Annotated in this window: 18 protein-coding genes; 9 read left to right on the top strand and 9 right to left on the bottom strand. The window is 60.7% G+C overall.

Going from position 1 to position 23,141, the window contains the following annotated elements:
• Positions 1–72: 72 nt before the first annotated feature.
• From ACIP1G_RS20615 to ACIP1G_RS20605, 3 genes are all read right to left on the bottom strand, one after another.
• On the bottom strand, positions 73–4,545 hold the full coding sequence (locus ACIP1G_RS20615) for an NEL-type E3 ubiquitin ligase domain-containing protein (protein ID WP_400740319.1): 4,473 nt from the start codon (positions 4,543–4,545) through the stop codon (positions 73–75).
• A 77-nt stretch (positions 4,546–4,622) separates the two neighbouring features.
• Positions 4,623–6,983 carry a DNA polymerase II gene (locus tag ACIP1G_RS20610; protein WP_400740317.1) on the bottom strand — a complete coding sequence of 787 codons (2,361 nt, stop codon included), beginning with the start codon at positions 6,981–6,983 and terminating at the stop codon, positions 4,623–4,625.
• A 453-nt stretch (positions 6,984–7,436) separates the two neighbouring features.
• The gene (locus tag ACIP1G_RS20605; protein WP_400740316.1) at positions 7,437–8,633 is read right to left on the bottom strand and encodes an MFS transporter; all 1,197 of its coding nucleotides are present in this window, start codon (positions 8,631–8,633) and stop codon (positions 7,437–7,439) included.
• A 117-nt stretch (positions 8,634–8,750) separates the two neighbouring features.
• On the opposite strand from ACIP1G_RS20605, the gene ACIP1G_RS20600 reads away from it, so the two are divergent.
• On the top strand, positions 8,751–9,647 hold the full coding sequence (locus ACIP1G_RS20600; protein ID WP_400740428.1) for a LysR family transcriptional regulator: 897 nt from the start codon (positions 8,751–8,753) through the stop codon (positions 9,645–9,647).
• On the opposite strand, the gene ACIP1G_RS20595 is transcribed toward ACIP1G_RS20600, so the two are convergent.
• Positions 9,628–10,548: a LysR substrate-binding domain-containing protein gene (locus ACIP1G_RS20595; RefSeq protein WP_400740314.1), complete on the bottom strand. Its 921-nt coding sequence runs from the start codon at positions 10,546–10,548 to the stop codon at positions 9,628–9,630. The two genes, ACIP1G_RS20600 and ACIP1G_RS20595, sit on opposite strands and share 20 nt — an antisense overlap.
• Before the next feature lie 160 nt (positions 10,549–10,708).
• On the opposite strand from ACIP1G_RS20595, the gene ACIP1G_RS20590 reads away from it, so the two are divergent.
• The 7 genes from ACIP1G_RS20590 to ACIP1G_RS20560 all read left to right on the top strand — a co-directional run bounded on the left by ACIP1G_RS20590 (position 10,709) and on the right by ACIP1G_RS20560 (position 16,180).
• Entirely contained in the window at positions 10,709–11,497 is a 789-nt protein-coding gene (locus tag ACIP1G_RS20590) for a YqcI/YcgG family protein (RefSeq protein WP_400740313.1), read from the top strand.
• A gap of 2 nt (positions 11,498–11,499) precedes the next feature.
• Positions 11,500–12,126, top strand: a complete 627-nt coding sequence (locus ACIP1G_RS20585) for a LysE family translocator (RefSeq protein ID WP_400740311.1) — start codon at positions 11,500–11,502, stop codon at positions 12,124–12,126.
• A 39-nt stretch (positions 12,127–12,165) separates the two neighbouring features.
• Positions 12,166–13,248, top strand: coding sequence for a hypothetical protein (locus ACIP1G_RS20580; protein WP_400740309.1), 1,083 nt, complete (start codon positions 12,166–12,168; stop codon positions 13,246–13,248).
• Positions 13,249–13,428: 180 nt separating this feature from the next.
• The gene (locus ACIP1G_RS20575; protein ID WP_400740426.1) at positions 13,429–14,082 is read left to right on the top strand and encodes a sel1 repeat family protein; all 654 of its coding nucleotides are present in this window, start codon (positions 13,429–13,431) and stop codon (positions 14,080–14,082) included.
• A 195-nt stretch (positions 14,083–14,277) separates the two neighbouring features.
• Positions 14,278–14,970 carry an AzlC family ABC transporter permease gene (locus tag ACIP1G_RS20570; RefSeq protein ID WP_400740307.1) on the top strand — a complete coding sequence of 231 codons (693 nt, stop codon included), beginning with the start codon at positions 14,278–14,280 and terminating at the stop codon, positions 14,968–14,970.
• Entirely contained in the window at positions 14,967–15,281 is a 315-nt protein-coding gene (locus ACIP1G_RS20565; protein WP_400740305.1) for an AzlD domain-containing protein, read from the top strand. Before ACIP1G_RS20570 ends, ACIP1G_RS20565 begins: the two co-directional genes overlap by 4 nt.
• Positions 15,278–16,180, top strand: coding sequence for an AraC family ligand binding domain-containing protein (locus ACIP1G_RS20560; protein WP_400740303.1), 903 nt, complete (start codon positions 15,278–15,280; stop codon positions 16,178–16,180). The genes ACIP1G_RS20565 and ACIP1G_RS20560 overlap by 4 nt, the downstream gene beginning before the upstream one ends.
• On the opposite strand, the gene dinB is transcribed toward ACIP1G_RS20560, so the two are convergent.
• From dinB to speD, 5 genes are read right to left on the bottom strand one after another with little or no spacing between them, the layout of a single operon-like run.
• A complete protein-coding gene (gene dinB, locus ACIP1G_RS20555) occupies positions 16,128–17,237 on the bottom strand; it encodes a DNA polymerase IV (protein ID WP_400740301.1) in 1,110 nt (369 codons plus the stop codon). The two genes, ACIP1G_RS20560 and dinB, sit on opposite strands and share 53 nt — an antisense overlap.
• Complete coding sequence (locus ACIP1G_RS20550; RefSeq protein ID WP_400740299.1) at positions 17,230–19,278, bottom strand: ornithine decarboxylase; 2,049 nt, start codon at positions 19,276–19,278, stop codon at positions 17,230–17,232. Before ACIP1G_RS20550 ends, dinB begins: the two co-directional genes overlap by 8 nt.
• The gene (locus ACIP1G_RS20545; protein ID WP_400740297.1) at positions 19,256–20,473 is read right to left on the bottom strand and encodes an MFS transporter; all 1,218 of its coding nucleotides are present in this window, start codon (positions 20,471–20,473) and stop codon (positions 19,256–19,258) included. Before ACIP1G_RS20545 ends, ACIP1G_RS20550 begins: the two co-directional genes overlap by 23 nt.
• A 14-nt stretch (positions 20,474–20,487) precedes the next feature.
• On the bottom strand, positions 20,488–21,894 hold the full coding sequence (locus tag ACIP1G_RS20540) for a coproporphyrinogen-III oxidase family protein (protein ID WP_400740296.1): 1,407 nt from the start codon (positions 21,892–21,894) through the stop codon (positions 20,488–20,490).
• Positions 21,878–22,267 carry an adenosylmethionine decarboxylase gene (gene speD / locus ACIP1G_RS20535; RefSeq protein ID WP_400740294.1) on the bottom strand — a complete coding sequence of 130 codons (390 nt, stop codon included), beginning with the start codon at positions 22,265–22,267 and terminating at the stop codon, positions 21,878–21,880. The genes ACIP1G_RS20540 and speD overlap by 17 nt, the downstream gene beginning before the upstream one ends.
• A gap of 536 nt (positions 22,268–22,803) precedes the next feature.
• Here speD and ACIP1G_RS20530 point away from each other — a divergent pair.
• Positions 22,804–23,031 carry a hypothetical protein gene (locus ACIP1G_RS20530; protein WP_336335802.1) on the top strand — a complete coding sequence of 76 codons (228 nt, stop codon included), beginning with the start codon at positions 22,804–22,806 and terminating at the stop codon, positions 23,029–23,031.
• The last annotated feature ends 110 nt before the right edge of the window (positions 23,032–23,141 follow it).

The following is a 23,141-nucleotide window of genomic DNA, read 5'->3' as shown; positions in this document are numbered from 1 at the left end:
GAGGCTAGCGCCGGGCCAAAGGCAACAGCGCCTAACAGGCTACTACCTTTGCCCCTGGGCCAAACGGGGGGCTCAATACCACGGTGTTGCGGGGGCGATCATCACCGCCGTCAAATGCCCATCCAGTGCCTGCCGGGTGAGCTGCCGGTACACATTCAGCTCTCGCTGTTGCACACGGTCCTGCAAGCGATTGAATTCGGCTTCCGGGGCGTCGCGCTCTTCCAGTGCTTCCCGTTCATCATGCAAGGATTGCGGAACGCGAAGCCGGCCGGGAAACTTCTGCGCCAGGTAGTCTTTCCAAAAGCGCGTAGTCGCCAGGTAGTCCACCAACGCATCCCTGGACTGGGCATGCCTGACGAAGTTTTCACCCGCACGCAGGTCTTCCCGCGAAAGACTCGCTACACCCGCGTTGAGCATCTCGTCATGCTCGATCGGCAGGTCAAGCATATCCGCAAGTTGCAGGCGGTAGGCCAAGGCAAACTCAAGCGACTCGTCAGGCCTGCCCACCCGTATGGCATGCAACCCTGCCACCTCATCGAGCACGTCCAGACGCCAGCACTGCCCGCCCAGATGCAACAAGGCTCGCTCCTGATCGCCCGGCAGATCGCGGTTCAAGGCTTTCCATATCCTTGCACGCACTTCCAGATCACTGAAGCGCAGCGTGGCATTGTCCTGGCAGTGCTCAGTCAGTGCATGTTCATACAATTCGCGCTGCAGCGCTGGTCGCTCGTGCATGTAGTCCAGCATCCGCAGTACACGCATCGCCAGATAACGGGACAGGATTTCATTCTGGAAGTCCGCCGAAGTGGTGAGCCGATCCAGCAGATGGAAGAAGTCTTTCGAGGCTCTGTTGCCATAGAGCTTGCCCCAGACATTGGCCATGTGATCGCGCTGTTCCTGCACCACAAGGTCCAGCCAGCGCTGCTTGGTCGGCACCTGATCGTCAAGCGCCTCGTTCCACACATCCCTGGCCCCCAACAGCGGATTACCCGAAAGCCTGACCCGGCCGGTGCGCCACAGGGTCGAGCGATAGAATCCGAATGGCAACGTGCGGATACCGTTTTCACTGATATCCAGCGTATGCAGGCTACTGGAATGCAGGATGCCACCGGGCACGTCCGTCAGTTGTGCATTACGCAACATCAAGGCATTCAGGCCAGGCATCTCGGTAATCGAAAACGCATGCTGCAGCGGGTTATGCGACAGGTTCAGATAAATCAGGCGCCGGCAGCTGGCAAGCAGGTTGGCCGCTCCGGCCTCCAGGCGAATCTGGTTACCCGATACGTCCAGCACGCACAGGCGCTGCGCGATTTCCGCCGTCAGTGGCAAACTACCCAGGCGGCAGTTGGTAATGCTCAACGTGCTCAGCGTGGAAAATGCGCGAAGAAAGCGCTCCGGTACATGGCGTATCTGCAATGATCGCAGCGCCATTTCCGACACGTGGGAAAAACTGACATTTGCCGGAATGCCGGGCAACTCATCGAGGTCACTGTTGTAGGTACTCAGCAGGAACCCGGCGCCCTCCTCCACGGCTCCCAATTGCTTGGGTATCAGGTAGCGCCAACAGTCGATCAGGCCCCGAGCGAACTCGCGACGCGCTTTCCAGTGCCAGGCTTTGACCGTGGCGATTTTCCAGGTCCCTAACGACTTGCGCAGGGCGTTGAGCTGTCCTTTCAGGACAAGCAGTTCAGTTGCGGGGTCACGCTGCGCTGCACGAAGCCGCGCCAACCAATGGTGGACCTCTGCATCATCAAAGCCTGGGTACAGGTCCCTCAGCTCCGCCGCCAGGTTTCTCACCCCGCCTTGAGCACGCTGGCGCCAACCACTCAAGGGGTAGCCAATTCGGCCGTTGGCCAGGCGTTGTGGCGGCTTGAAAGTATCAGCTGGCTGCCTGATGTCGAGCAATTCGGCGATCAGCTGGCGCCGCTGCGCCACTCGGCGTGCCATGTCCGAACGTAAATGCAACGCAAATGGCTCGCCAATGCCCAGCGTCTCACGTTGTTCGTGGCTATACCCCTTTGCCAACTGCTGGAACAGCTCGCCTGGGCCACCCAGGGCCGCCCCTCGCTCATCGCTGAGGTAAAACTCGCCACCTTTGAAATGAAGGTTCAAGTCTCGGCCCAGGCCCTGGCCGCGCCATAATGGTTCTGCCAATTCGCCGTCGAACAAGCGCCAGCACGGACCATTGGCAGCCCCCGGCAAGCGCTCAAGCAATTTGAGGGCGACCCGGGCAAGGTCCAGACACTGAGGCGTGTCGAACAACAGTGCCTCGTATACCCGCACACAGCGAATACGCCTGACAAGCGCCGCTGCCGACGGGTTCAGGTCACCTTGACCTGCGCTGTTCAACAGTGCCTCGGCCGCCAGGCGATGCAGGCTCGCAAAGTCACGCTGCAGCACTTGCGTGTCTGCTGTTACCGGGTATTTTTCGTAGTACAACTGCCCCAGCAAAGACCGGCGCCTGAGCCATACCCGGTCAGCCAGCCGGGCATGCGTCATCGACGCGGCAACTCCCCACTGCCGCACCCGGGCAAACAACGCGATGTCGACCACCTGACCGCCCACTCGCAACTGACTGACCAACGCCCGGATACGGTTGACCAGTACAATGCGGCTGACCGTATCGATCAGGCAGGCCTCGGGTGGCTGGCCGCAAACATGCAGACCCCGCAAATGACTGGCATCCAGACCATGAATGGCCAGCACCTGGTCAACTTGTTCATCTTCCAGCAGGCTGAATTCATTGCCAAGGCGTCGAAACAGGCTACGCGGCTCATCCCATTCGATCGGCTGCTCGCACCAGGCCCGCCAGGCACCGGCCCCGTTATGCCGCAGCTGCGGGCCATGCCCCTGCATTGGCACGATTTGCCATTGCTCGTCAGAACGCTGTATCACTTCATAGAAGTAGCCATCCATTTTGACCCAGCTACGGCCTTGCAAGCGGTAAACCCCTTCGGCATCGGCCTGGGCCTGCAGGGGCGGTGAAGCACTGCGAAACGGCGCAAGGTCGAACCGCCAGAGTTTTTCACTGCCATCTTCAAGCCGTGCGGTCGCCAGTTCGTCGACCAGATGCCACTGCCGCGCCACCGCGCCAAACACCGCCGCAGTGAGTCCGACCATGGCCACCGTTTCGGCAATGTTCATCAAGTGGTCAAGCGCCGCCTGGGTATCGCCTTCGCCCCAGTCCTCGACGGCATGGTAGACATCCTTGAGCATGCCCCAAACCATGACGGCCCCCAGAAAGGCACCAATGCCAGGCACGAACAGGCCTGCAACGTTGGCTACCGTCCAGGCAGCGGAGATCAAGCGATCTTGCCGTTCACTGCTGGCTTTGCCATCGATTGCCTGCACAGGCACCGCAACAACCGCTGCATCATCCTTGATCTGGTCAATGCGCGCCTGCGCCAGATGATCGAACAACGGCAGCGGGTAAGCCGCGGTGTGCTGGCCCATGTCTCGCGAGGCCCATGTGGCAACATCCATCAGCTGATCGGCAACCTGGGTAAAGAATGCCGAGCTGTCACGGCGACGAATGAAACGGGCGAAAAAGCGCTGATACGACGCATCGCCCAGACGCTTGCCCAAGGTGCGCCGGATGAACGTATCCAGATCTGCGGTGGCACTCCAGGGGCTGACCGGGTCGCCAGGTATATGCACCAGCACGCGCTTGCTCGACGTAACTCCAAGGGTCGTCGTGATCTGGTCGAGCACAACCACTTGCTCAACCTTGCAGCCATATACCGTCAACTGTCTGGCGACCACTGGGCAGCCCTCCAACGTACCGGGGCTTCCTGCACGGCAAAGGTCAAAGACCAATGCCAGCTCATCCGCCGTCAGTACACCCTCACTCCTGGCCTTGCAGGCGTCGAGCAGCATCGACGATACCTGCAGCTCTTTCAGGGAGGACTTGACGCTATGGCCATCCAGCGCCGGACTGGCTGGGGCGTCGAGTATCGAGGCAAGGTGTTCCTGGTAACGCTTGCCCAGGTTCAGTTGTCGACAACCTTTGGCGAACGCCGTGGCAGACATCTGGGTAAACTGGCTGCCATCATGCCCTACCACACAATCACCATGTGGAAAGCCATCCGCGTGCGCCTGGATCTCGGTAAAGTTGGCCAGCGCTGCATCGAGCAAGGGTATGTCGTAGCTGTTTTTTTCCTGCTGGGGCATGCGCCCTGTGGCCAACTCCGGCGCTGGCGAAAGGGTGAAATAGAAATGGCGCAAAAACAGCGCATCAACATCCAGTGAAGCATACAAGTCTTGTTGCAACGCTCGTTGCAGCAGCGGCTTGCAATACTGCTCAATGCCCTGGATACGGCCCATCTCACGGTCCAGGCGCTGGCGGCAGGCAAAACTGCGTTTCAGCGCCTCCAGCACTTTGCCCAGCTGCTCGCGCGTCAGCAAAGCCCGCCCAGGCAGGCTTTCGGCGACGCGCAGGTTACGTAACCATGCCGGCAAACGTCGGGCAATCATGCCGTCCTGATAGCCTTGCTCGGCCGCCAGATCGGCGTCGGCCGCAGGCACTCGACCTTCATTGTGTTGCATTTCGCCCCCTGATCAATCAAAAGGAGCGAAGCTAGTCTTGCGCGTCAGGCTGCAAGTGCCAGATAGATACCACGGTTTCAGAACAACATCAGCTGACGGTCTGTGAGGGCACAGAAGTCATCGCCAACGAACGGCAGGATCGCATCGGCCACGGGCTGCAACTGGCGGCTCAGGTAGTGCTCATAGTCGATCGGCGCCTGCAGGTTTTCCAACGGCTCGGGGCCGGCGGTAGTAATCAGGTAGCTGATCCAGCCACCTCGCTGGTACTGCTGAGGCCGGCCCATGTGGCGATTGTAGTCATCCGCCAGGCGCGCGGCACGCACATGCGGCGGTACGTTGCGCTGGTAGTCGGCCAGCGGCCGGCGCAGGCGCTTGCGGTACACCAGCAGCTCATCGAGTTCACCAGCCAGTGTCTGTTGCACGTACTGGCGTACGTAGTCACGGTACGGCTGGCCACGGAAGATGCGCCCGTACAGCTCTTGCTGGAACTGCCGGGCCAGCGGCGACCAGTCTGTACGTACCGACTCCAGGCCCTTGTAGACCATCTCTTCACTGCCATCGGCCCGCTGCACCAGGCCGGCATAGCGCTTCTTGCTACCCTCGTCCGTACCGCGAATGGTCGGCATCAGGAAACGCCGGTAATGCACTTCGAACTGCAGTTCCAGCGCGCTTTCCAGGTTCATGGTCGTGCGCAGGTACTCACGCCACCATTGGTTGACCAAGGCCACCAGCATGCGGCCAATACGCGCCGCGGCCTCCTCGCCATGGGCACCCTTGAGCCAGACGAACGTGGAGTCGGTATCCCCGTAGATGACCTCATACCCTTCGGCTTCGATCAACGCCCGGGTCTGGCGCATGATCTGGTGACCGCGCATGGTAATCGACGAGGCCAGGCGCGGGTCGAAGAAGCGGCAACCGCTTGAACCGAGCACGCCGTAGAAGGCATTCATGATGATCTTCAAGGCCTGCGAAAGCGGCGCGTTGCCTTCGCGCTTGGCCGCTTCGCGTCCCTGCCACACCCGCTCGACAATTGCCGGCAGGCAATGCTGGCTACGCGAAAAGCGACCGCCCCGGAACCCCTCCACCGAGTGTTCATCATCAGGCAGGCGCAAGCCTTCGACCAACCCCACCGGGTCGATCAGGAACGTGCGAATGATCGACGGGTACAGGCTTTTGTAGTCCAGCACCAGCACCGAGTCGTACAGGCCAGGCCGCGAATCCATCACGAAACCACCCGGGCTGGCTTCGTCCGGGCGGCTGCCCAGGCTGGGGGCAACAAAGCCCAGGCGGTGCATCTGCGGAATGTACAAATGGCAGAAAGCGGCCACCGAACCCCCGCTGCGGTCCACGGCAAGGCCGGTGACCGACGACCGCTCCAGCAGGAATTCGAGCAGACGGGTATGCGCGAAAATGCGCGTGACCAGCTCGCAGTCCTTTAGGTTGTAGCGCGCCAGTGCCGGTTTGTCCTCGGCGAAGCGGCGGTTGATTTCATCCATGCGCTGGTAGGGTGTATCGATGGCCTTGCCTTCGCCGAGCAAGGTCTGGGCGACGCTCTCAAGGCTAAACGATGGGAAGCTCCAGGTTGCCGAGCGCAGCGCTTCGATACCGTCGATCAGCAGCCGCCCCGGGGTATCGGCAAACACATGGCCGCCGCCGGCATGGCTACGCAGGGTCATGGGAGCACCGTTGCGGCCCAGTGCCAACGGCACTTGCAACTGTTTGGCATGCTCATGCAGCAAGCGCAGGTCGAACTGGATCAGGTTCCAGCCAATGATTGCGTCCGGGTCGTGCACGGCCATCCACTGATTCAGGCAGGCCAGCATCTCGGCGCGGTCTTCGCAATAGTGCAGGTCGAAGTCGACGTCAGCAGGGTTGCCGTTGGGCGAGCCAAGCATGTAGACCTGGCGCTGGCCGCAACCCTCCAGGGCAATGCTGTACAACTCACCGCGTTCGCTGGTTTCGATATCCAGCGATACCAGGCGCAAGGGTGGGCGATAACCTGGGAACGGCTTGAGCTGGGCGTCGCAGAGCACGCCCTGGGCATCGGGTTTGCCGGTGAATTGCACCGGGGCAGTGATGAAGCGTTCCATCAGGTAGCGCTCCGGCGGGCGGATATCGGCTTCGAACACCTCGATGCCGGCACTGCGCAGGCGTTGCTCCAGTTGCATCAGCTGGCGATGCTGGCGGCAATACAGGCCTAGTACCGGACGCTGGTCGAAATCCTTCAGGCGCAGTGGCTTGAGCTTTACCCCGTGCTCCTTGGCCAGCAACACACGGGCATGCTCGGCCTGCGCCTGCGGGATAAAGGCCACCGACTCCTGTGGTGCCAGGCGCAACTGCCGTGGCCCCTGGTCGGTAGCCAGCCAGAACTCCACGCAGGTGCCTTCGGGCGTGTCATGCCAATGCCGGGTCAGGACAAAGCCCTGCTGCAACTCCACTGCGTCGACCTCTGAATCGTCTGTTCAGGGGAGATTCTACCTTCGAAGTGCCTGCCGTGAGAGATTTAGCGCCTGCGAGATCGAGCGCCGCAGGTGTTCACCGAAACATTTTCAGCGCCGGTGAGAACGAGCGCCGCAGCGTTCGCCTTGACACATTCAGCGCCTGTGAGATCGAGCGCCGCCCGCGCGGCGCTTCGCGGCTAAAGCCGCTCCTACGTTTGTTTCGGGCCAGTCCATCCTGTACCAGGCGCGCGCGACCGCCTTGTTTGTACGACGCGATATTAAGACATGCGCCAAGGCGTTCGCGCGCAAATGCCACAGGCATAACTGGCCAGAAACAAACGTAGGAGCGGCTTTAGCCGCGAAGCGCCGCGCGGGCGGCGCTCGATCTCGCAGGCGCTGAATGTGTCAAGGCGAACGCTTCGGCGCTCGATCTCACAGGCGCTGGAGCCCCTAAGCCAAACGTCTCCCAGCCACAAAACCATTACCCCTCCCGGCCCAGGCCAACAGCCAGGCCAGTGCCGTCAGCCCTAGCACAACCCCACCAAACCCTTCCACGCCAACCCCGCTCAGCAACAACCCACCAATGATCCCGCCCAGGGCAATGGCACTGTTCCACACCGTCACCAGCATCGACTGCGCCACGTCACCGCCCTCGCCCGCCGCATCGGCGCAGGCGGTTTGCAACAGGGCCGGTGCGCCACCGTAGGTCACGCCCCACAAGGCGATGCTCAGGTACATCAGCCACGACGAGGCCTGCCCCAATGCCAGCGTCGCCAGGGCAAAACCGGCCAGGCTCAACAGCACCAGCGTGCGCAGGTGGCGGTCGACCAGCAACCCCACCAGGCCGATCCCGGCCAGCGCCGACAGGCCAAACACCATCAGCACCGGGCCAATGTCCGCCGCCATGCCGGCCGCCGCCAGCAACGGCACGATGTAGGTGTAAAGAATGTTGTGGCCAAGGATCCAGCTGAGGATCACCAGCAGCACCAGCAACACCCCTGGCGTACGCAGCACCTGCATTGCCGCCGGGCGCTTGCCGGCAGCGTGCCCCGGGTAGTCCGGCACCGCGCGCAACACCCACACCACCAGCAACAGCGCCACCAGGGTGACCACCACGAAGGTTGCCCGCCAGCCCAGCCCCGCGCCCAACCAGGTGGCAATCGGCAGGCCGAGCGACAATGCAATCGGTTGGCCCAGCATGGCCAGCGCCATGGCCCTGCCCTGCTGGTCCACTGGCACCATGCGCCGTGCATGGCCAGCAATCAGCCCCCAGGCAAGCCCGGCCGCAGCGCCGGTGAGAAAACGCAGCACCAGGGTCAGGTTGTTGGAGGTCGACAAGGCGGTCAGCCCGTTGAACAACACAAAGCCGATGATCGCCAGCAACAGTGCCCGGCGGCGATACCAGCCTTGGGTCAAGGTCACCAGCGGGATGGCGGTCAGCAACGAGCCCAGGGCATAGGCCGTGACCCACTGCCCAGCCATGGCCTGGCTGATGTGCATGCCGTTGGCGATCTGGTCGAGCAGGCCGGCTGGCAGGGTTTCACTGAGGATGGCGATGAAGCCGGTCATGGCCAGCGCCAGCAGCCCGCTGAAGGGCAAGCGTTCGGCGCTGGCGGTCTGCAGCGCTTCGGAGGATGTCTGGGACATTGCAAATGCCTTGAGAGGAAAACGAGGCGGACAGTCTGCAAGGCAAGGGCATTACGGAAAAAGACGCTTACAATGCCGCTCACCCAGGACACCAATGTCCGTAATCAGGCATGCAAGATGGACAGCCTCAGTGGCTTCGTGGTTTTCAATCGAGTGGCCGAAACCCGCAGTTTCGTCGCCGCAGGCCAGTCGCTGGGTATCAGCGCTTCAGCCGTGGGCAAACGCGTGGCACGCCTGGAAAGCCGCCTGGGCGTTCGCCTGTTCCACCGCAGCACGCGCAGCATCACCCTCACCGCCGAGGGCACGCTGTTCCTTGAGCGCAGCCGGCGCATCCTGGCCGAGATCGAGGCCACCGAACAGGAACTGTCGCAGGCCAGCGAGACCCCGCGTGGCCGCCTGCGGGTAAGCATGCCGCAGGTCACCGGGCTGGTGATGCCGGCGCTGGCCGAGTTCATGGCGCTGTACCCGCAGGTGGAGCTGGACCTGGACTTTTCCGACCGCATGGTGGATATCGTCGGCGAAGGCTTCGATGTGGTGATGCGTGGCGGGCAGCCGGTGGATTCACGGCTCAATGCCAAGTTCCTGGGGCACTTCCAGCACTGCCTGGTGGCTTCCCCCGAGTACCTGCGCGAACGCGGTACGCCCCTGCACCCGCGCGACCTGGCGGCACACACCTGCCTGCATTACCGGTTCCCCAGCAATGGCAAGCTGGAAACCTGGCCGCTGCGTCAGGAGCACCCTGAGCAGGGCTACAACATCCCCATCTCGATGGTCTGCAATCACGTCGAGACACGCGTCTGCTTCGCCGTCAACCACCGCGGCATCACCTGCCTGCCGGACTTCAACGTGGGTCGCGAACTGGGTAACGGCTCACTGGTCAGCGTGCTCGACGACTTCATGGAGCGGCGCGGCAGCTTCTACCTGCTATGGCCGTCCGGGCGGCAGATGCCGCCAAAATTGCGGGTGTTCATCGACTTCATGCTAGAGCGCGTGTTCAACCGTAAAGGTAGTTGATGTCCTTGTAGGCCAGCGGCGGTACCTGGCCGAGCAAGAAGTCGCGCAGCTTGTGCATTTGCCGGGCCTTGGGGCTGGCCTTGAGCCAGGTCATGTAATACCCGTCACCCGTGGCCACCGCGTGCTTGAACGGCGTGACCAGGCGCCCGGCCGCCAGGTCGGCGGTGGCCAGCACCAGGTCGACCACGGAAATACCCAGGCCTTGCTGGGCGGCCGAGATGCCTTGGTCGAGGGTGTCGAACACCTGGCCTTGGTCGAGGCTGATGTCCAGCGCGTCCATGCGCGCCAGCCAGCGCCGCCAGTCACGACGGTCGGGGGACGGGTGCAAGAGTTCGCATTGGCGCAGGTCGGCCAGGTCCGGTTGCTGCGCCGCCATGTAGTCCGGGTGGCACACCGGGATCAACCATTCATCGAACAGCTTGAAACTTTCGACATCGGCGGGGAAACGCCCGTTGGCCAACAGGATGGCGCAATCGTAGGGCTCGGAATAGAAGTCCACAGTGTCGATGTCCATCCACACGCTGGACAACTGCACACTGCAGTTGTCGTCGTCCTTCTTGAACGCATCCAGCGCTCGCAGCAGCCAGCGCATGGTGAGCGTGGAAGGCGCTTTCAGGCGCAGGCCGTAGCGGTCCTGGCGCAGCAACGCACAGGCATTTTCGATGATCTTGAAGCCAACCTTGAGCTCTTGTGACAGCAAACGGCCGTGCTCGGTCAGGCTCAGTTTCGGGCCGCGACGTTCGAAAAGATCGCAGCCAAACATGGCTTCAAGCGTTTTGATGTGGTGGCTGACGGCGCCCTGGGTCAGCGCCAGTTCCTCCGCCGCGCGGGTGAATGAACCATAGCGAGATGCCACCTCAAAGGCACGCAAGGCGTGCAAGGCCTGAATCCGTTCCGACATGTAGACGCCCCGAGCATGAGTAAGACTAATAGTAGGTCATAGTTCCACGCGTTTTACAACGTGAAGTCCGTCTCAGAAAATGCAGGTAAACAATAAACATAACCAAGATCCTGCCTGCATATGACTGGAACGTTACTTTAACTAAACGCCTGGGGAAATCATGTTTACGGGTTATGGAAATTGCTATCGCCTGGACGCGCTAGAGCTGGCCGCTGAACATGTTGCTAACTCACAGCATTGGACGTATCAGACCATAAAACATTTTCGCAGTGTTCTCGCCAACCCCGATTTCCCCTGCCTGTTCGGGCGAAAAGCGGTAAATGGTGAAACCTGTCACATTCTCTTCGCCCGTGCCGAGCAACTGGCCGATGATATCGCCCAGGGCCTTGCCGACTATGTGGGCAGCATGGCCCCGATCAAACCCAAGCAGCGTATCGGCAGCCCGCTGGTGGTGTTTCTCGAAACCGCAGCTGGCAGCACCCTGGCCGAACAACAAGCCCTGGCCTGGAAGGTATTGCGCGGCGTACATGCGCGCGACCCTCAGCCCTGGCCGCAAGGCATTCCAACCGACCCCGACGACAACGGCTGGTCATTCTGCTATGCCGGCATGCCGTTGTTCTTCAACATGAACTTCCCTGGCCACCAGCAAATGAAAAGCCGCAACCTGGGGCAGCACATCACCTTCGTCATCAACCCGCGGGAAAACTTCGACGAAGTGGCCAACGCCAGCACCGAAAGTGGCCAACGCATCCGCGAGCGCATTCGCGAGCGCGTGCGCCACTACAACGACGGTGTCATGCCCGACACACTGGGCTTCTTCGGCGACGCCGACAACTATGAGTGGAAGCAGTACCAACTGCAGGAGGCAGGGTCACTCAATCCGTCACGCTGCCCGTTCCACGCCCATGCCGTACCGCAGGCAACACCAGACACATTGATCGAGAACTGACCGTGAATACTGCACTCACTGCTACCTATGCCCTCACCGTCCTGTTGCTGATCGCCACCCCCGGCCCGGTGGTGGCACTGATCGTCAATACCGCAGCCGCCTCCGGCTCGCGCAAGGCCATGTTCACCGCCGTCGGTACCAACTGGGCATCACTGGTACTGATCGGTGCTGCGGCCTGGATCATCCTCACCAGCGCTGCCATCGACAAGGCCTGGCTCAGCGCCATGAGCCTGATGGGCTGCATGTTCATCGGCTACATCGCCATCGGTACGCTGAAAGACGCCTTGCAGGCGCCCGCGGCAGAGGCGGCGAGCGAGGCTGCCAAACCTGCGCGTGGAGGCCTGTTGCAAGGCTTCATGGTGGGTATCTCCAACCCCAAGGACATCATCTTCTTCATCGCCTTCTTCCCGCAGTTCATCCAGATCACCGAGTCATTCGGCAAAAGCATGGTGGTGCTGTCGCTGCTGTGGGTGGCCATCGATTTCGCCGTGCTCAGCCTGTACATCTTCGCCATCGGCAAGATCGCCTCGCAGCGCAGCAGCCGCCTGATCAGCCTGGCCTCGGGCGTCGCCCTGCTGCTGATCGCGGCCGGCGGCCTGCTGTACAACCTGAAAGAACTGGCGGCCTGAATGTGATGCGAAGTGCCCAGTGCAACAGAAGGACAGCCCATGAAAGCGACTGACACGCGCCTGCCTCCTTCGCCGTTGCAACAGGATTACCAGCGCTTTCTGCTGCTAGGCAGCCGCCGTGCACCGCACACCGTACAGGTGCACGAAACCGGCTACCGCTCCGGCACCATCAACACCGATGCCCTCGGCCTGCGCTACAGCCATTGCGCCGGCAAGCGCTTTTCCGCAGCCGAGCGTGGCGGTGCGTCGCGCATCAATTTGCTGGTCGGCGGCTCTACCGCCCTGGGCATCGGCGCCAGCTCTGACGAACACACCGTAGCATCGCACCTGTCCATGCTCACCGGCGAAGTCTGGCTGAGCCTGGCCGGTTGTGGGCTCAATGCCAGCCAGGAGCTGCTGATGTTCCTGACCCACCAGCACCGCCTTGGCCAGCTGGGCCATGTGGTTGTGCTCAGTGGCCTCAACAGCCTGGCCCACGAAGCCCTTTGCGAAGTCCTCGCCAGCCCTCACGACCCGCAGCACGCCCAGGCCTACCAAGGTTTTCTCAACAGTTTCAGCGAAGGCATGCAGCCTACCGCGCCCCCTCGCCGGCAGTCGCTGTGGCGGCGCATCAGCCAGGTCTTGGCCGGCCCTCCTGTCGAGGCGCCTGTGGCCTGGCCGCTATCGCCCCCCGAGAAGCGCCTGGCGCGCGCTGCCGATAACATTGGCCGTACCCTGCGCCAATGGGACCGCCTGCTAGCTAACAGCCATGCTACCCTCACCTTCATCCTGCAGCCGTTGCTGCCCTGGTGCCGCGATACCCTGCCTGCTGGCGAGCAGGCCATGCTGGCCGCGCTGGAGCAACAACCGGCCAACTTCGACCGGCTGCTGGACGGCGCTTTCGACAGCCAACTGCACTCGGCCTTTTTCCGCCGTATCAAGAACCAGGCCGATCCGGTTCCCTGCTACGACATGAACTGCATGCTCAGCAGCTCGCCGGTGTTCGCTGCCGACCTGTTCATCGACCGCCTGCACCTGAACGATCTGGGCAACAATGCCCTGGCCAAGGTCATCACGGCCAAGCTTGGCCTGGCTCAGGAAAAACACGCACAGCGCAAGGTCACGCCTATCAAGCTCGTCTGACAATCATCGGATGGTCTTCCGGCCAGCCCCCTTGGGTGGCTAGAATACGTCGTCGTTCAGATATGCCCGAGGCGCACGCTTGACCGCCATGAACATCGAAGCCGTCCATCATTACCTGGCATACCGTAGGGTTTGCCAGTGATCCGCCTGCTTCGCCTGCCCCCACTGCTGCTCGCACTGATGCCGCTGGCCGTGCACGCGCTGGAGGTGCGCATCGACCCGCATGCCGACCTGCTCTACCGCCAGGCCTTGCCCCTGTTGGAACAAGCTGATCGCCAGGACGACGATAGCGGCGCGCTGCGCACCGCCGTGGGCGGCGACCCCGAGCTCAGTCGCCAGGGTCAGGCCATGGCCCACACCTTGCCGACGGCGGTCGCCTTGCTGAAAAAGTCCGTGGAGCTGGGCCACCCTGTCGCGCAGTACCGCCTGGCGCTTTACTACATGACTTACCTGCCTGCGGCGCAAATTCCCGATGCCGCCTGCCCGTTGCTCGAAGCCAGCCTCAAGCAGGGTTTTGCCGCCCCCGCGCCAGCCATCGCCACCTGGTGCCGGCCATACAATGCAAGCAGCGAGTACCGCGCCGCGCTGGAAGCCATCCCCAACATGGCCACCGTGTACGCCCCCTACTACCCGCAACCGGCCACCCGCCTGGCCTGCAGCCGCAGCCGGCCGCAAGGCCTGCAAATGCTGTGGGGTCGCCAGCGTGACTACCAGGCCGAGGTGTTCCGCCTGCTCGGCGACCTCGACCCGCAGCACCGCCAGAGCCTGCTGCAGCGGGCCGTGGACATCAATGGATGTGTAACGGCGCAGCAGCATCTGACCAGACGTCCCTGACCCTTGAACGGGCGCTGTCCATTGCAGGAGCGGCTTTAGCCGCGAACACCGGCAAAGCCGGTGCCATGCACCGCGTTGGATTCTTCGCGGGCGCGCCCGCTCCCACAAGGAACCGCGTCAACCAGCAAGATCGTTCAAGCCATCTGCCCACCCCGTCTGGCATGCTGGCCTACCACGTCACGCACTGCAGCCATCATGCCCCACATAGCCCGCCAAGCCTTCCTCCACGGCGCCATCGCCATTCTCCCGTTATCCCTGGCCGTCGCGCCCTGGGGCCTGTTGGCCGGTTCCATGGCCATCGAAGCCAACCTCAGCGCCTGGCAGGGGCAAGGGCTGTCGGCCATCGTTTTTGCCGGTGCTGCGCAACTGGTGGCGATTGGCATGATCAAGGGCGGTGCCAACCTGGCGTCGATCCTGCTGACTACCCTGCTACTGACCTCACAGCACCTGCTGTACGGCCTGTCGATGCGCCCGGTACTGTCCAGCCAACCGCTGCGCTGGCGGCTGGGCCTGGGCTTTCTGCTGACCGACGAGTTCTTCGCCCTGACCAGCCAGTATGACCAGCAGCAGTTCAACCGCTGGTATGCCCTGGGCGTGGGCCTGACCTTCTACGTTGCCTGGAACCTGTTCACCCTGGCCGGCATCCTGCTGGGGCAGAACATTCCGCACCTGGACCAATACGGCCTCGACTTTTCCATCGTCGCCACCTTCGTCGCCCTGATCGCACCGCTGGTGCGCAACCTGGCCACCCTGGTGTGCGTGGCAGTATCGTTGTTCTGCTCGGTGCTGTTCAGCCACTGGCACTGGGAAACCGCCCTGGTGGCCGCCGGACTGTTGGGCATGAGCGCCGGTTTCGTCTGCCAGAAATTCGCCGGAGCCCGCCCATGACCTGGATCCTGATTTTCGCCATGGGCGCGATCGTGTTCCTCAACCGCTATGCGTTCCTGGAGCCGCGCCTGCCCTTGCGCCTGAGCTCCAACGCCCGGCAGTTCCTGGGTTTTGCCGTACCGGGCATGCTCACCGCTATCTGTGGCCCGATCATTTTCATGCCCGAGCACCAGCTCAACCTCAGCTTGCTCAACCCCTACCTGCTGGGTTCGCTGGTGGCCATCGCCCTGGTGCTGTTGACCCGCAGCGTGTTGCTGAGCATGCTGGGGAGCATGTTGATCTTCTTTTTCCTGCGCAGCTGGCTGGCATGAGCACGCCCCTTCGCGAGCAGACACACCTCTGGCAGGCGCCGGCCCTGGGCGACGTCGAGATGCTGCACGCGCGCTATTTCCAGCAGCGCTTTGCCCCGCATGTGCACGAAGGCTATGTGTTCACCGTGATCGAGTCGGGGGCCCAGCGTTTCTGGCACCGCGGCAGCGAGCACCTGGCGCCGGTCGGCAGCATGGTGCTGATCAACCCCGACGAGCTGCACACAGGTGCCACAGCCCACGAAGCGGGTTGGCGCTACCGCGGTTTCTACCCTGAGCATGAGCGGGTCACCGGCGTGCTCGACGAACTGGAGCTTGGCCGCCACGGCATGCCCAGCTTCAAGGACAGCGTGATCCACGACCCGGCCCTGGCCATCGCCTTCAGCCAGCTGCACCAGCTGTCCGAAGCCGGCGCCAGCGCCCTGCAGCAACAAACCGCCTGGCGCCAGGCGGTGCTGGCCCTGGTGCAACGGCACGGGCAATGCGCCGAACCCTCGGCCCCCGGCAACGAACCGCTGGCCGTGGCCCGCGCTCGCGAACTGCTGGAAAGCCAGCTGGCCGACCCGCCCTCGCTCGAAACCCTGGCGGCGGCGGTCAACCTGTCGCCGTTCCACTTCGCCCGGGTGTTCCGCCAGGCCACCGGCCTGCCGCCGCATGCCTGGTTGAAGCAGCGCCGTCTAGCCCGCGCGCGGGAAATGCTGAAGAGCGGCCTGGTGGCGTCAGAAGTAGCATTCGACCTGGGCTTTGCCGACCAGAGCCATTTGAGCAGGCAGTTCAAGCAGGCTTACGGGGTGTCGCCGGGGGCCTATCGGCAAGCATGTGTTCATTCGATCGTGCCAACCAAACGACTCAAAACGCCAGCTCAAGCTGCAAGGGGTCCGGCAGACTCCTTCGAATCCTGACGGCAACACCTACCAGACGTACCGCTCGCCCTTGCCGTTTGGTATCCCAAAGCATGCGACATAGCCCCTGCATAACCTGCGGCTGCAAAGACAGAGCAGGTGCCTCGGCGCTGGCAATGGAAAAGTCGGAAAACTTGAGTTTGACTAGGTTCCTGACAATGGCCGGCGTATGGCCAAGCGCTTCCAGACGGGTAGTCAAAGCCGCCAGCAATAGATCCAGCTCTCTGGCACAACCGGCAAAGTCATCACAGTCGCTGGGCAGCGTATGCTCGACACCCAAGGACTGGACACCTCCGGGCTTCCCTTCATAGCCTTCCAGGCCTCGGCAACGCTCCCACACATAGAAACCGTGCGCACCAAGGTGCCGTAACAGTGCCGGTATCATGTCGTCAGTAACATCAGCACATTTCAGACACCCCAAAGCCTGCAACACGGCCCATGTCCGGGGCCCCACCCCAGGGATCTTGCGAACATCCAGATTGGCGAGAAAGGCCTGCACCTGATCTGGCGCGATGACAAACTGGCCATTGGGTTTGTTCACCTCCGAAGCCATTTTCGCCAGGTATTTCAAAGGCGCGACACCCGCGGAGGCTGTTAACTGCAGTTCCTGCTCGATCGTAGCCCGGATGCGGCTTGCCATATGCGTTGCCGAACCGTTGCAGTGCATCTGCCCTGTCACATCCAGCGTGGCCTCATCCAGCGAGAGAAACTCGACGCCTGGGGTATAACGCCGAAAAATATCGTCCAGCCTGCGAGTCACTGCCTCATAGCGCTCGAACCGCACAGGCAATAGCACCAAATCCGGGCATAGTCGTAGCGCGGTGGCTGTTGCCATTCCACTTCTGACACCAAACCGCCTGGCAACATAATTGGAAGTACTGATCACCCCCCTGTCTATCGCCTTGCCACCGACAGCGACCGGCCGCTCACGCAGCCATGGGGCATCCAGCAGCTCGACGGCGACGAAGTAGGAGTCCATGTCGACGTGAATGAACTTACGTCCTTGACCTTGCAGTTGCGTGAGTGCGCCACCCAGTGGTTGAGAGCGCTCAGTCAAGCACGAACACTCCGAACGAGACCGAACCATCGGCATCGCTAATCCTGTGCACACCCTGAATGTGCGGCGCAAATTCGGGGTACTGCGCAGACAGATCCTCCACTGCTTGCAGGTAGCCAACCAACGTAGCTGTCCAGCACTCACCGGGAGCGATGCACATGATTCCGGGTGGGTAAGGAATAACACCTTCGGCCGCAACCCTGCCTGCAACCTCCCCGATCCTCTGCAAGCTGGCCTCTCCACGCACGAACCGTTGGTTGGCCTGATAAGGGGAGCAACTTGCCTGTACCGCGCCCATGGCACTGAAAATCTCACTCTGCCGCCGCTCAACCTGATGTGTGCGATAGACCGTTTTTATGCACTCCCCTAGCTCGGCGATGGACAGGCCCTGATAGGGTGCCGAAGCCGCACGCAGCGAGGGCAGCAGTTGCAGCACCGCAGTGCCCTTGAACCAATGCGCTTCGAAACCCTCCAGAGCGTCCACCAACCTGCTCAAGGTGGCACTATCGCTGGACGGTGTCATCAGCAGGGTAAATGTGAAGAAGTCTGTTTTCTCCGGAGTGAATCCGCAATCTCGCAAATACTGGGCAACAATACATGCCGGGATCTCTAACTGCCCTCGGGTGGTGAAGATGGCTTTGCATGGGTCGACATAGTGCAAGCCAGGCTCTATAGCCAACACACCCTGCGCCTGGTATTCGAGCGAAGTCTGCGAAACAGGCGGCATCAGTGGCTGAATCAACCGACAACGCTGTACGACCTGATCGCGCAACGCCTGCGCAGCGGCCAGCGCTTGCCGCCAGTGGCGCTCACCCTCACCGTCGGCGAGCATGGCAGCATTCACTTCCAGCGACATGAACAAGGGATACGACGGGCTGGTCGAAGCGTGCTGCATGAATGCTGCGTTGAACACTGGCCGTGTGCAATAACGGCGCAGGTGGCTGATATGCTGGTCTTTCTTGTGAATCTGTGAAGTCTGGGAAAGCCCTGACATCTGCTTGTGCACCGATTGCGTCACAACAATGCCGGGAGAGCTGCCAGTCAATTGCACGCTCAGCGGCGATAACTCGGCCAGTGCGGGTACGAAAGGTTCATATCCAGCCCAGGCGCCATCGAACAGCACGTACTCACATAGATGCCCAATTCGCGCCAACACTGCCGCAGCATCGACCACCACCCCATCACAAGTCGCCTGCTGGATTACCGCCAGACGAAAGGGCCTGGGTTCGCCCGCCCGGCGCTCACAGATCTGCCCCACCCGGCTGCGCAAGTGGCCCTCATCCAGGGCACCTGATCGGTAGCCACCCAGCAGCCCCCGCTCATCTCGCACATTGTCCAGGTACACCGGTAAAGCGCCGCACTGGACCAAGGCACCGAGAAACACCGACTTGTGGTTGTTGCGATCCATCAGAACCAGGTCGCCAGCTGCCAACAGCGCACTGGCAACGACCTTGTTGGCAGTGGACGTGCCATTGAGCACGAACCAGGTGTCGTCAGCACCAAAAACCCTTGCAGCCAATTGCTCGGCCTCCTGGACCGGGCCTTCGTGGCCTAATACATCACCCAGCTCAGGCGCTGCATGGGGTACATCCACGTGGAACACTTCAGGCCCCAGCAACTGCCTGAAACGGGCTCCGGCGGGGTGCTGCTGCAAACAGGCTCCTCCCTGGTGACCTGGGCAGGCAAAGGTTGGCCGGCGCATGTCGACAAAAGACGCAACCGCACGTGTGAAGGGAGGCAATACCTGGTGTTCAAAGGTGAGTGCAGCCGCCATCAGCCGGGCCCTGTCAGGCCCCGACAGCGGCACGCTCAGCCTTCGCTCATCGCCGTCTGCCAGGCCACTCACACCTTCCGAGGCAATGAAGAGTGGTAAACGCCAGCGCGTAACCGCCTCAAGTACAAACGATTGCTGCGCATCCTCCGGCGTCAAGAACAAGGCAGAAGCGAGTGCGAGACTAGCTGACGAATGAAACGGCGCAGTTAGCACGCCGTCCCATGCGTCAACATCGAGCGCCACGCTAAATACGATTGTCGGTGTCATCGGCATTTCCTTTCAGGTTCCAGCGCACAGGCGCGATGAACAGCATCAGCGTCATCCAGATGAAGGTTGCCGGCCCCGCAAGCACAAACACCAAACTGGCAACCAGGCCTGAAACGGCATCACCAATGACGGCCGTGAAGTAATAAAGGGAAAAATTCCTGCCCACCTCATGCTCACTCGACAAGCACTGGATGTTGGTCACGATAGCGATATCGACAAATGCGCCGATAAAGCCGACCAGAAACAAGACCGACAGAAACAGCCAGCTGTTGAACTGCAGCGCCACTGCTGCAGCCAAAAACAATGCGCCGTATAGCAGCCAATAACGCAACACCAATCGTGCGGTTGTGCGAGGATTGAAACGTGTGTAGAGCACGCCCCCCAGAACAGTGCCCGCTGCAAGCAATGAAAGTACGTAACCTACCGCTGCTTCAGAAGCGAAATGCTCCAGCACCGAAGCCGGAAGGATGAAGCGAATCACCGACGTGGCAAACATCGCGCAGAGCGTGGTGCAACCAATAACGGCAAACAACGGCGCATTGCTGCCCCTTAGCTGGCTTACACTGCGCGCAGCATCGCGGACGATGGCACGCCCATCGAAGGCCTGCCTGGCATTTTGCCTACCTGGCCCCAAGGTGGCGATGGAGATGGCCGACAGCACCAGACATGTCGCAAAAAACAAGAACGTTGCTTCGCGAGAAAGCACTATCACGCAGACCGAAAAGACTAGCGGGCCGATAATCGAGGCAGCATCCTCTACCACCTGGACACCGCTGTTGACCGAGGCCAACTGGTCCCTGGCGACGATGTCCGGAAAGTACGCGCGAAATGTCGGCACGTAGAGGCATTCGAGCGCCGTCATGACCATCGCAAGACCAACCAATACGGGCAATGTCGGTGTGAACAGGCTGAACAAGGCAAAGAAGGCAAGTGCTAAAAGGCCCTTGGCAACCTCGACTGCCAACAGGGTTTTCTTTTTATCGGCGTTATCTGCCAACCAACCACCCAAAGGAGAAAATACGACGCTTGGCAAGTAACGAAAAAAATAGGCGATGCCGATCAAAAGCAGATCAGCATCGGTGAGGGACACGATTGCCACAGCAAACGCGGCTTCAAAAGCAAATTCACCACATTTGGAAAATCCATAGCCAAACGCCAGCGATCGCGTTGCGTAGTTAAAATTCATCGCTTGCATAATTCATACTCTCCTCAGCCAGCGGCATAGATCAACTCGTGCTCGGTGATATCCCGCCCGGGCACATCGAGCCGCTCGAAAACCAGCTTCCTGAGAATGTCCTGTTCACTTGCCGGCATCAGGTAGAACATGATGTTGCTGTACCAGAGCCAACCAAGCCGCGTCAGCCGATAGGATTGTGAGTCCTCAAGCACCAGACCTGCCTGGATCAGTGCATCAAGCCGCCGCATCAGCGCTTCAGGCACGCGGCCCAGTTCAACCAGGCGCTTGTCGACTGAACCGTGATAGGCCAGGCGAACTACCAGCGGCTTGACCACATCCAGCAGCGGGTCATGCCTGCTCACTTGGCACAAGTGTTCCCCTTGCGCCATGCCTCGGGTGTATTTCTCGCGAGATGAAATGTTGGTAATGACGTGCCCCGCCACCGACGAGATAGCCCCTACACCGAAACCCAGCAGGTCATGGTCGGCATAGCCGTAAACGTGCTCGTGGTAGATGAAGGAATAATCTTCGGCAAATAGCGTACTGCCAGCCCCCGGCCTGTGCACATAGCCATGGCCGTTGTAGGGAACATAGCCATAATGGCGCAGGTGCTCATCGAGCATGAACTTCATATTGAGCTTGCGCATGGCAGGCATTACGTCAGCGAAGCGGGCCTTGATCTGCCTGTGTAACTTGACGGATGTTGCAGCATTGTTGATTGGATAGATGTCGATATTGCTGACCCCCATCGCCACCGCCTTGTCAATGTCGACGAGCGTCTGCTGTTCGTTACTGCCGTTCATGCCATAAAGGATGTCGCAAAGCACATGCTCAAATTGGTTGTTCAACAGCTCGGCAGCGCGCTCAATCTTGCCTATGTCCGGGTCAAGGTTGAACAGTTGCCGCCACTCACGGTCCGTCGTTTGCAAGCCGAATCGCGCATGGGTCACACCCATGGCAGCCAGAGCGCGAACGCGCTCCTCGGTGACACTGGTGATACTGAACTCGAATGAAAATTCTTGCACATCACGCATATCGAAATGACGATGCAGCGCCTCGCCAATGTCGTGGATATTTCGCGGTGACAGCAGTGACGGTGTCCCACCGCCAAAAAATATCGCCCTGACCGGAACTGCCTTCAAGTCCATCGCTTGCGACTTGTACTCGATTTCGCTGATCAGCGCCTGGGTATAGCGGTCTATGTCGCTGGCACTCTTGTACAGCCCCCGGGTAAACGGGCAGAACGAACAAATGGCCTCACAAAAAGGGATGTGAAAGTACAAGGCGCGAGAACGCGAGGCCTGATTGGCAGCAGACATCATCTCAGCGAACTGATGCGGGGCCGGCTGGTAAACATTGCATGCTTGCGTCGGATAGAAAAAATTATACAGCGGAAACTGATAATCAAACTTCAACAACCCCCTATCGAGCAGCTGCATGTTCCCCTCCCAGTCGGTCAGTTACTGCACTGCCGCGCAGCAGCGTTCGTCTGTTGACCTGTACGCCCGCACCAAAAAATTCCGAAATTCGATCATTGATCAAATGATTGTTTTTTCCACACGTATATACATCGATACTGATGTATTCGCGCTCAGGGTAGGTATGGTAGGAAAGGTGAGACTCCGATAACAGAAAAAGCCCGGTGACACCCTCGCCGCCTGAGGAAAACTTGTGGATCATATCGCTTATGATGTTGAATCCGGACGCCTGCAACGCAGTCAGAAAAAAGCGATGCAATCTCTTGTCATTGCTCAGCAACTTTGCGCTGGCACCCGTGATATCCCAAATGGTGTGGTAGCCACGATCGTCCATAAAGCGTGCTCCTGCTCAAGGAAAATAAAGGGGCGGCACGAAGCCGCCCCCTTGCTTACCACATGCACACACCTTTGGTGGTGACGCCAGTTACATCGGTCTTGAACAGCTCGATTGCAGATTTCATGTGTGAACTCCTTTAAGTTTTTTTGAATTACCCTTGCATCGCTTGGGCAACTACAACCTAAGGCCAATCCAGCATCACACTCAACTTCCAAGTTGTAACAACGGCACAGCCTGCGAGGTGGCTCGAACCACGACCCAGGAAGATTCCTACAAGTACACAATGTGGAGGCGAGACATCTTGGAATGTGCAACCCTGCGAAACAGAGCTCTTCAGCTCGTCGCCTTCAAGTTACGAATGGCATACCGCATACATCGCAGCGGCACCGACTTTAAACACGTTGTTTATAAGTAACGAGTTGTTGCAGCGCCTCTGAAGCGGCCATTTGTCGCTGCCCCTGCGCCTGCTGCAAAGGCAGCAGTGCGGCGCTAACCCTCTGCTACACTGACAGGGCTGAATGGAGGATCCTGCCATGTCCGAAAGAGAGCTCACCACCCTCCTGTCGCTGATGACCCAGCGCCAGGCCTGCCTGAGCAGTGCCTGCAAGGAGATTGCCGACTGGATCGACCGGCAGGGCGATGTGCCCGCCGCCGGCAAGATCCGCGCAAGTCTCAAGGCCCTGGAGGCCGACGAAGCCCAGGTCCGCAAGACCTTGACCTCGCTGACGCTCGACAGGCCGCTGCCCAAGTTTCGCAGCTGATTGAGACTGGGGCCGTTGTGGGAGCGGGCATGCCCTAATGCCAGTCAGTTAAGCTCCCCAGGTTTCTTTTTCGGATATTTGGCAGGCTTGGGTTTGACGACCCTCGGATA

The organism is Pseudomonas sp. NPDC089392 (assembly GCF_044749595.1).
In the GTDB taxonomy this organism is placed as follows: domain Bacteria; phylum Pseudomonadota; class Gammaproteobacteria; order Pseudomonadales; family Pseudomonadaceae; genus Aquipseudomonas.
The sequence above is the reverse complement of the archived record's forward strand: the minus strand, read 5'-3'. Positions and strand labels throughout refer to the sequence as shown.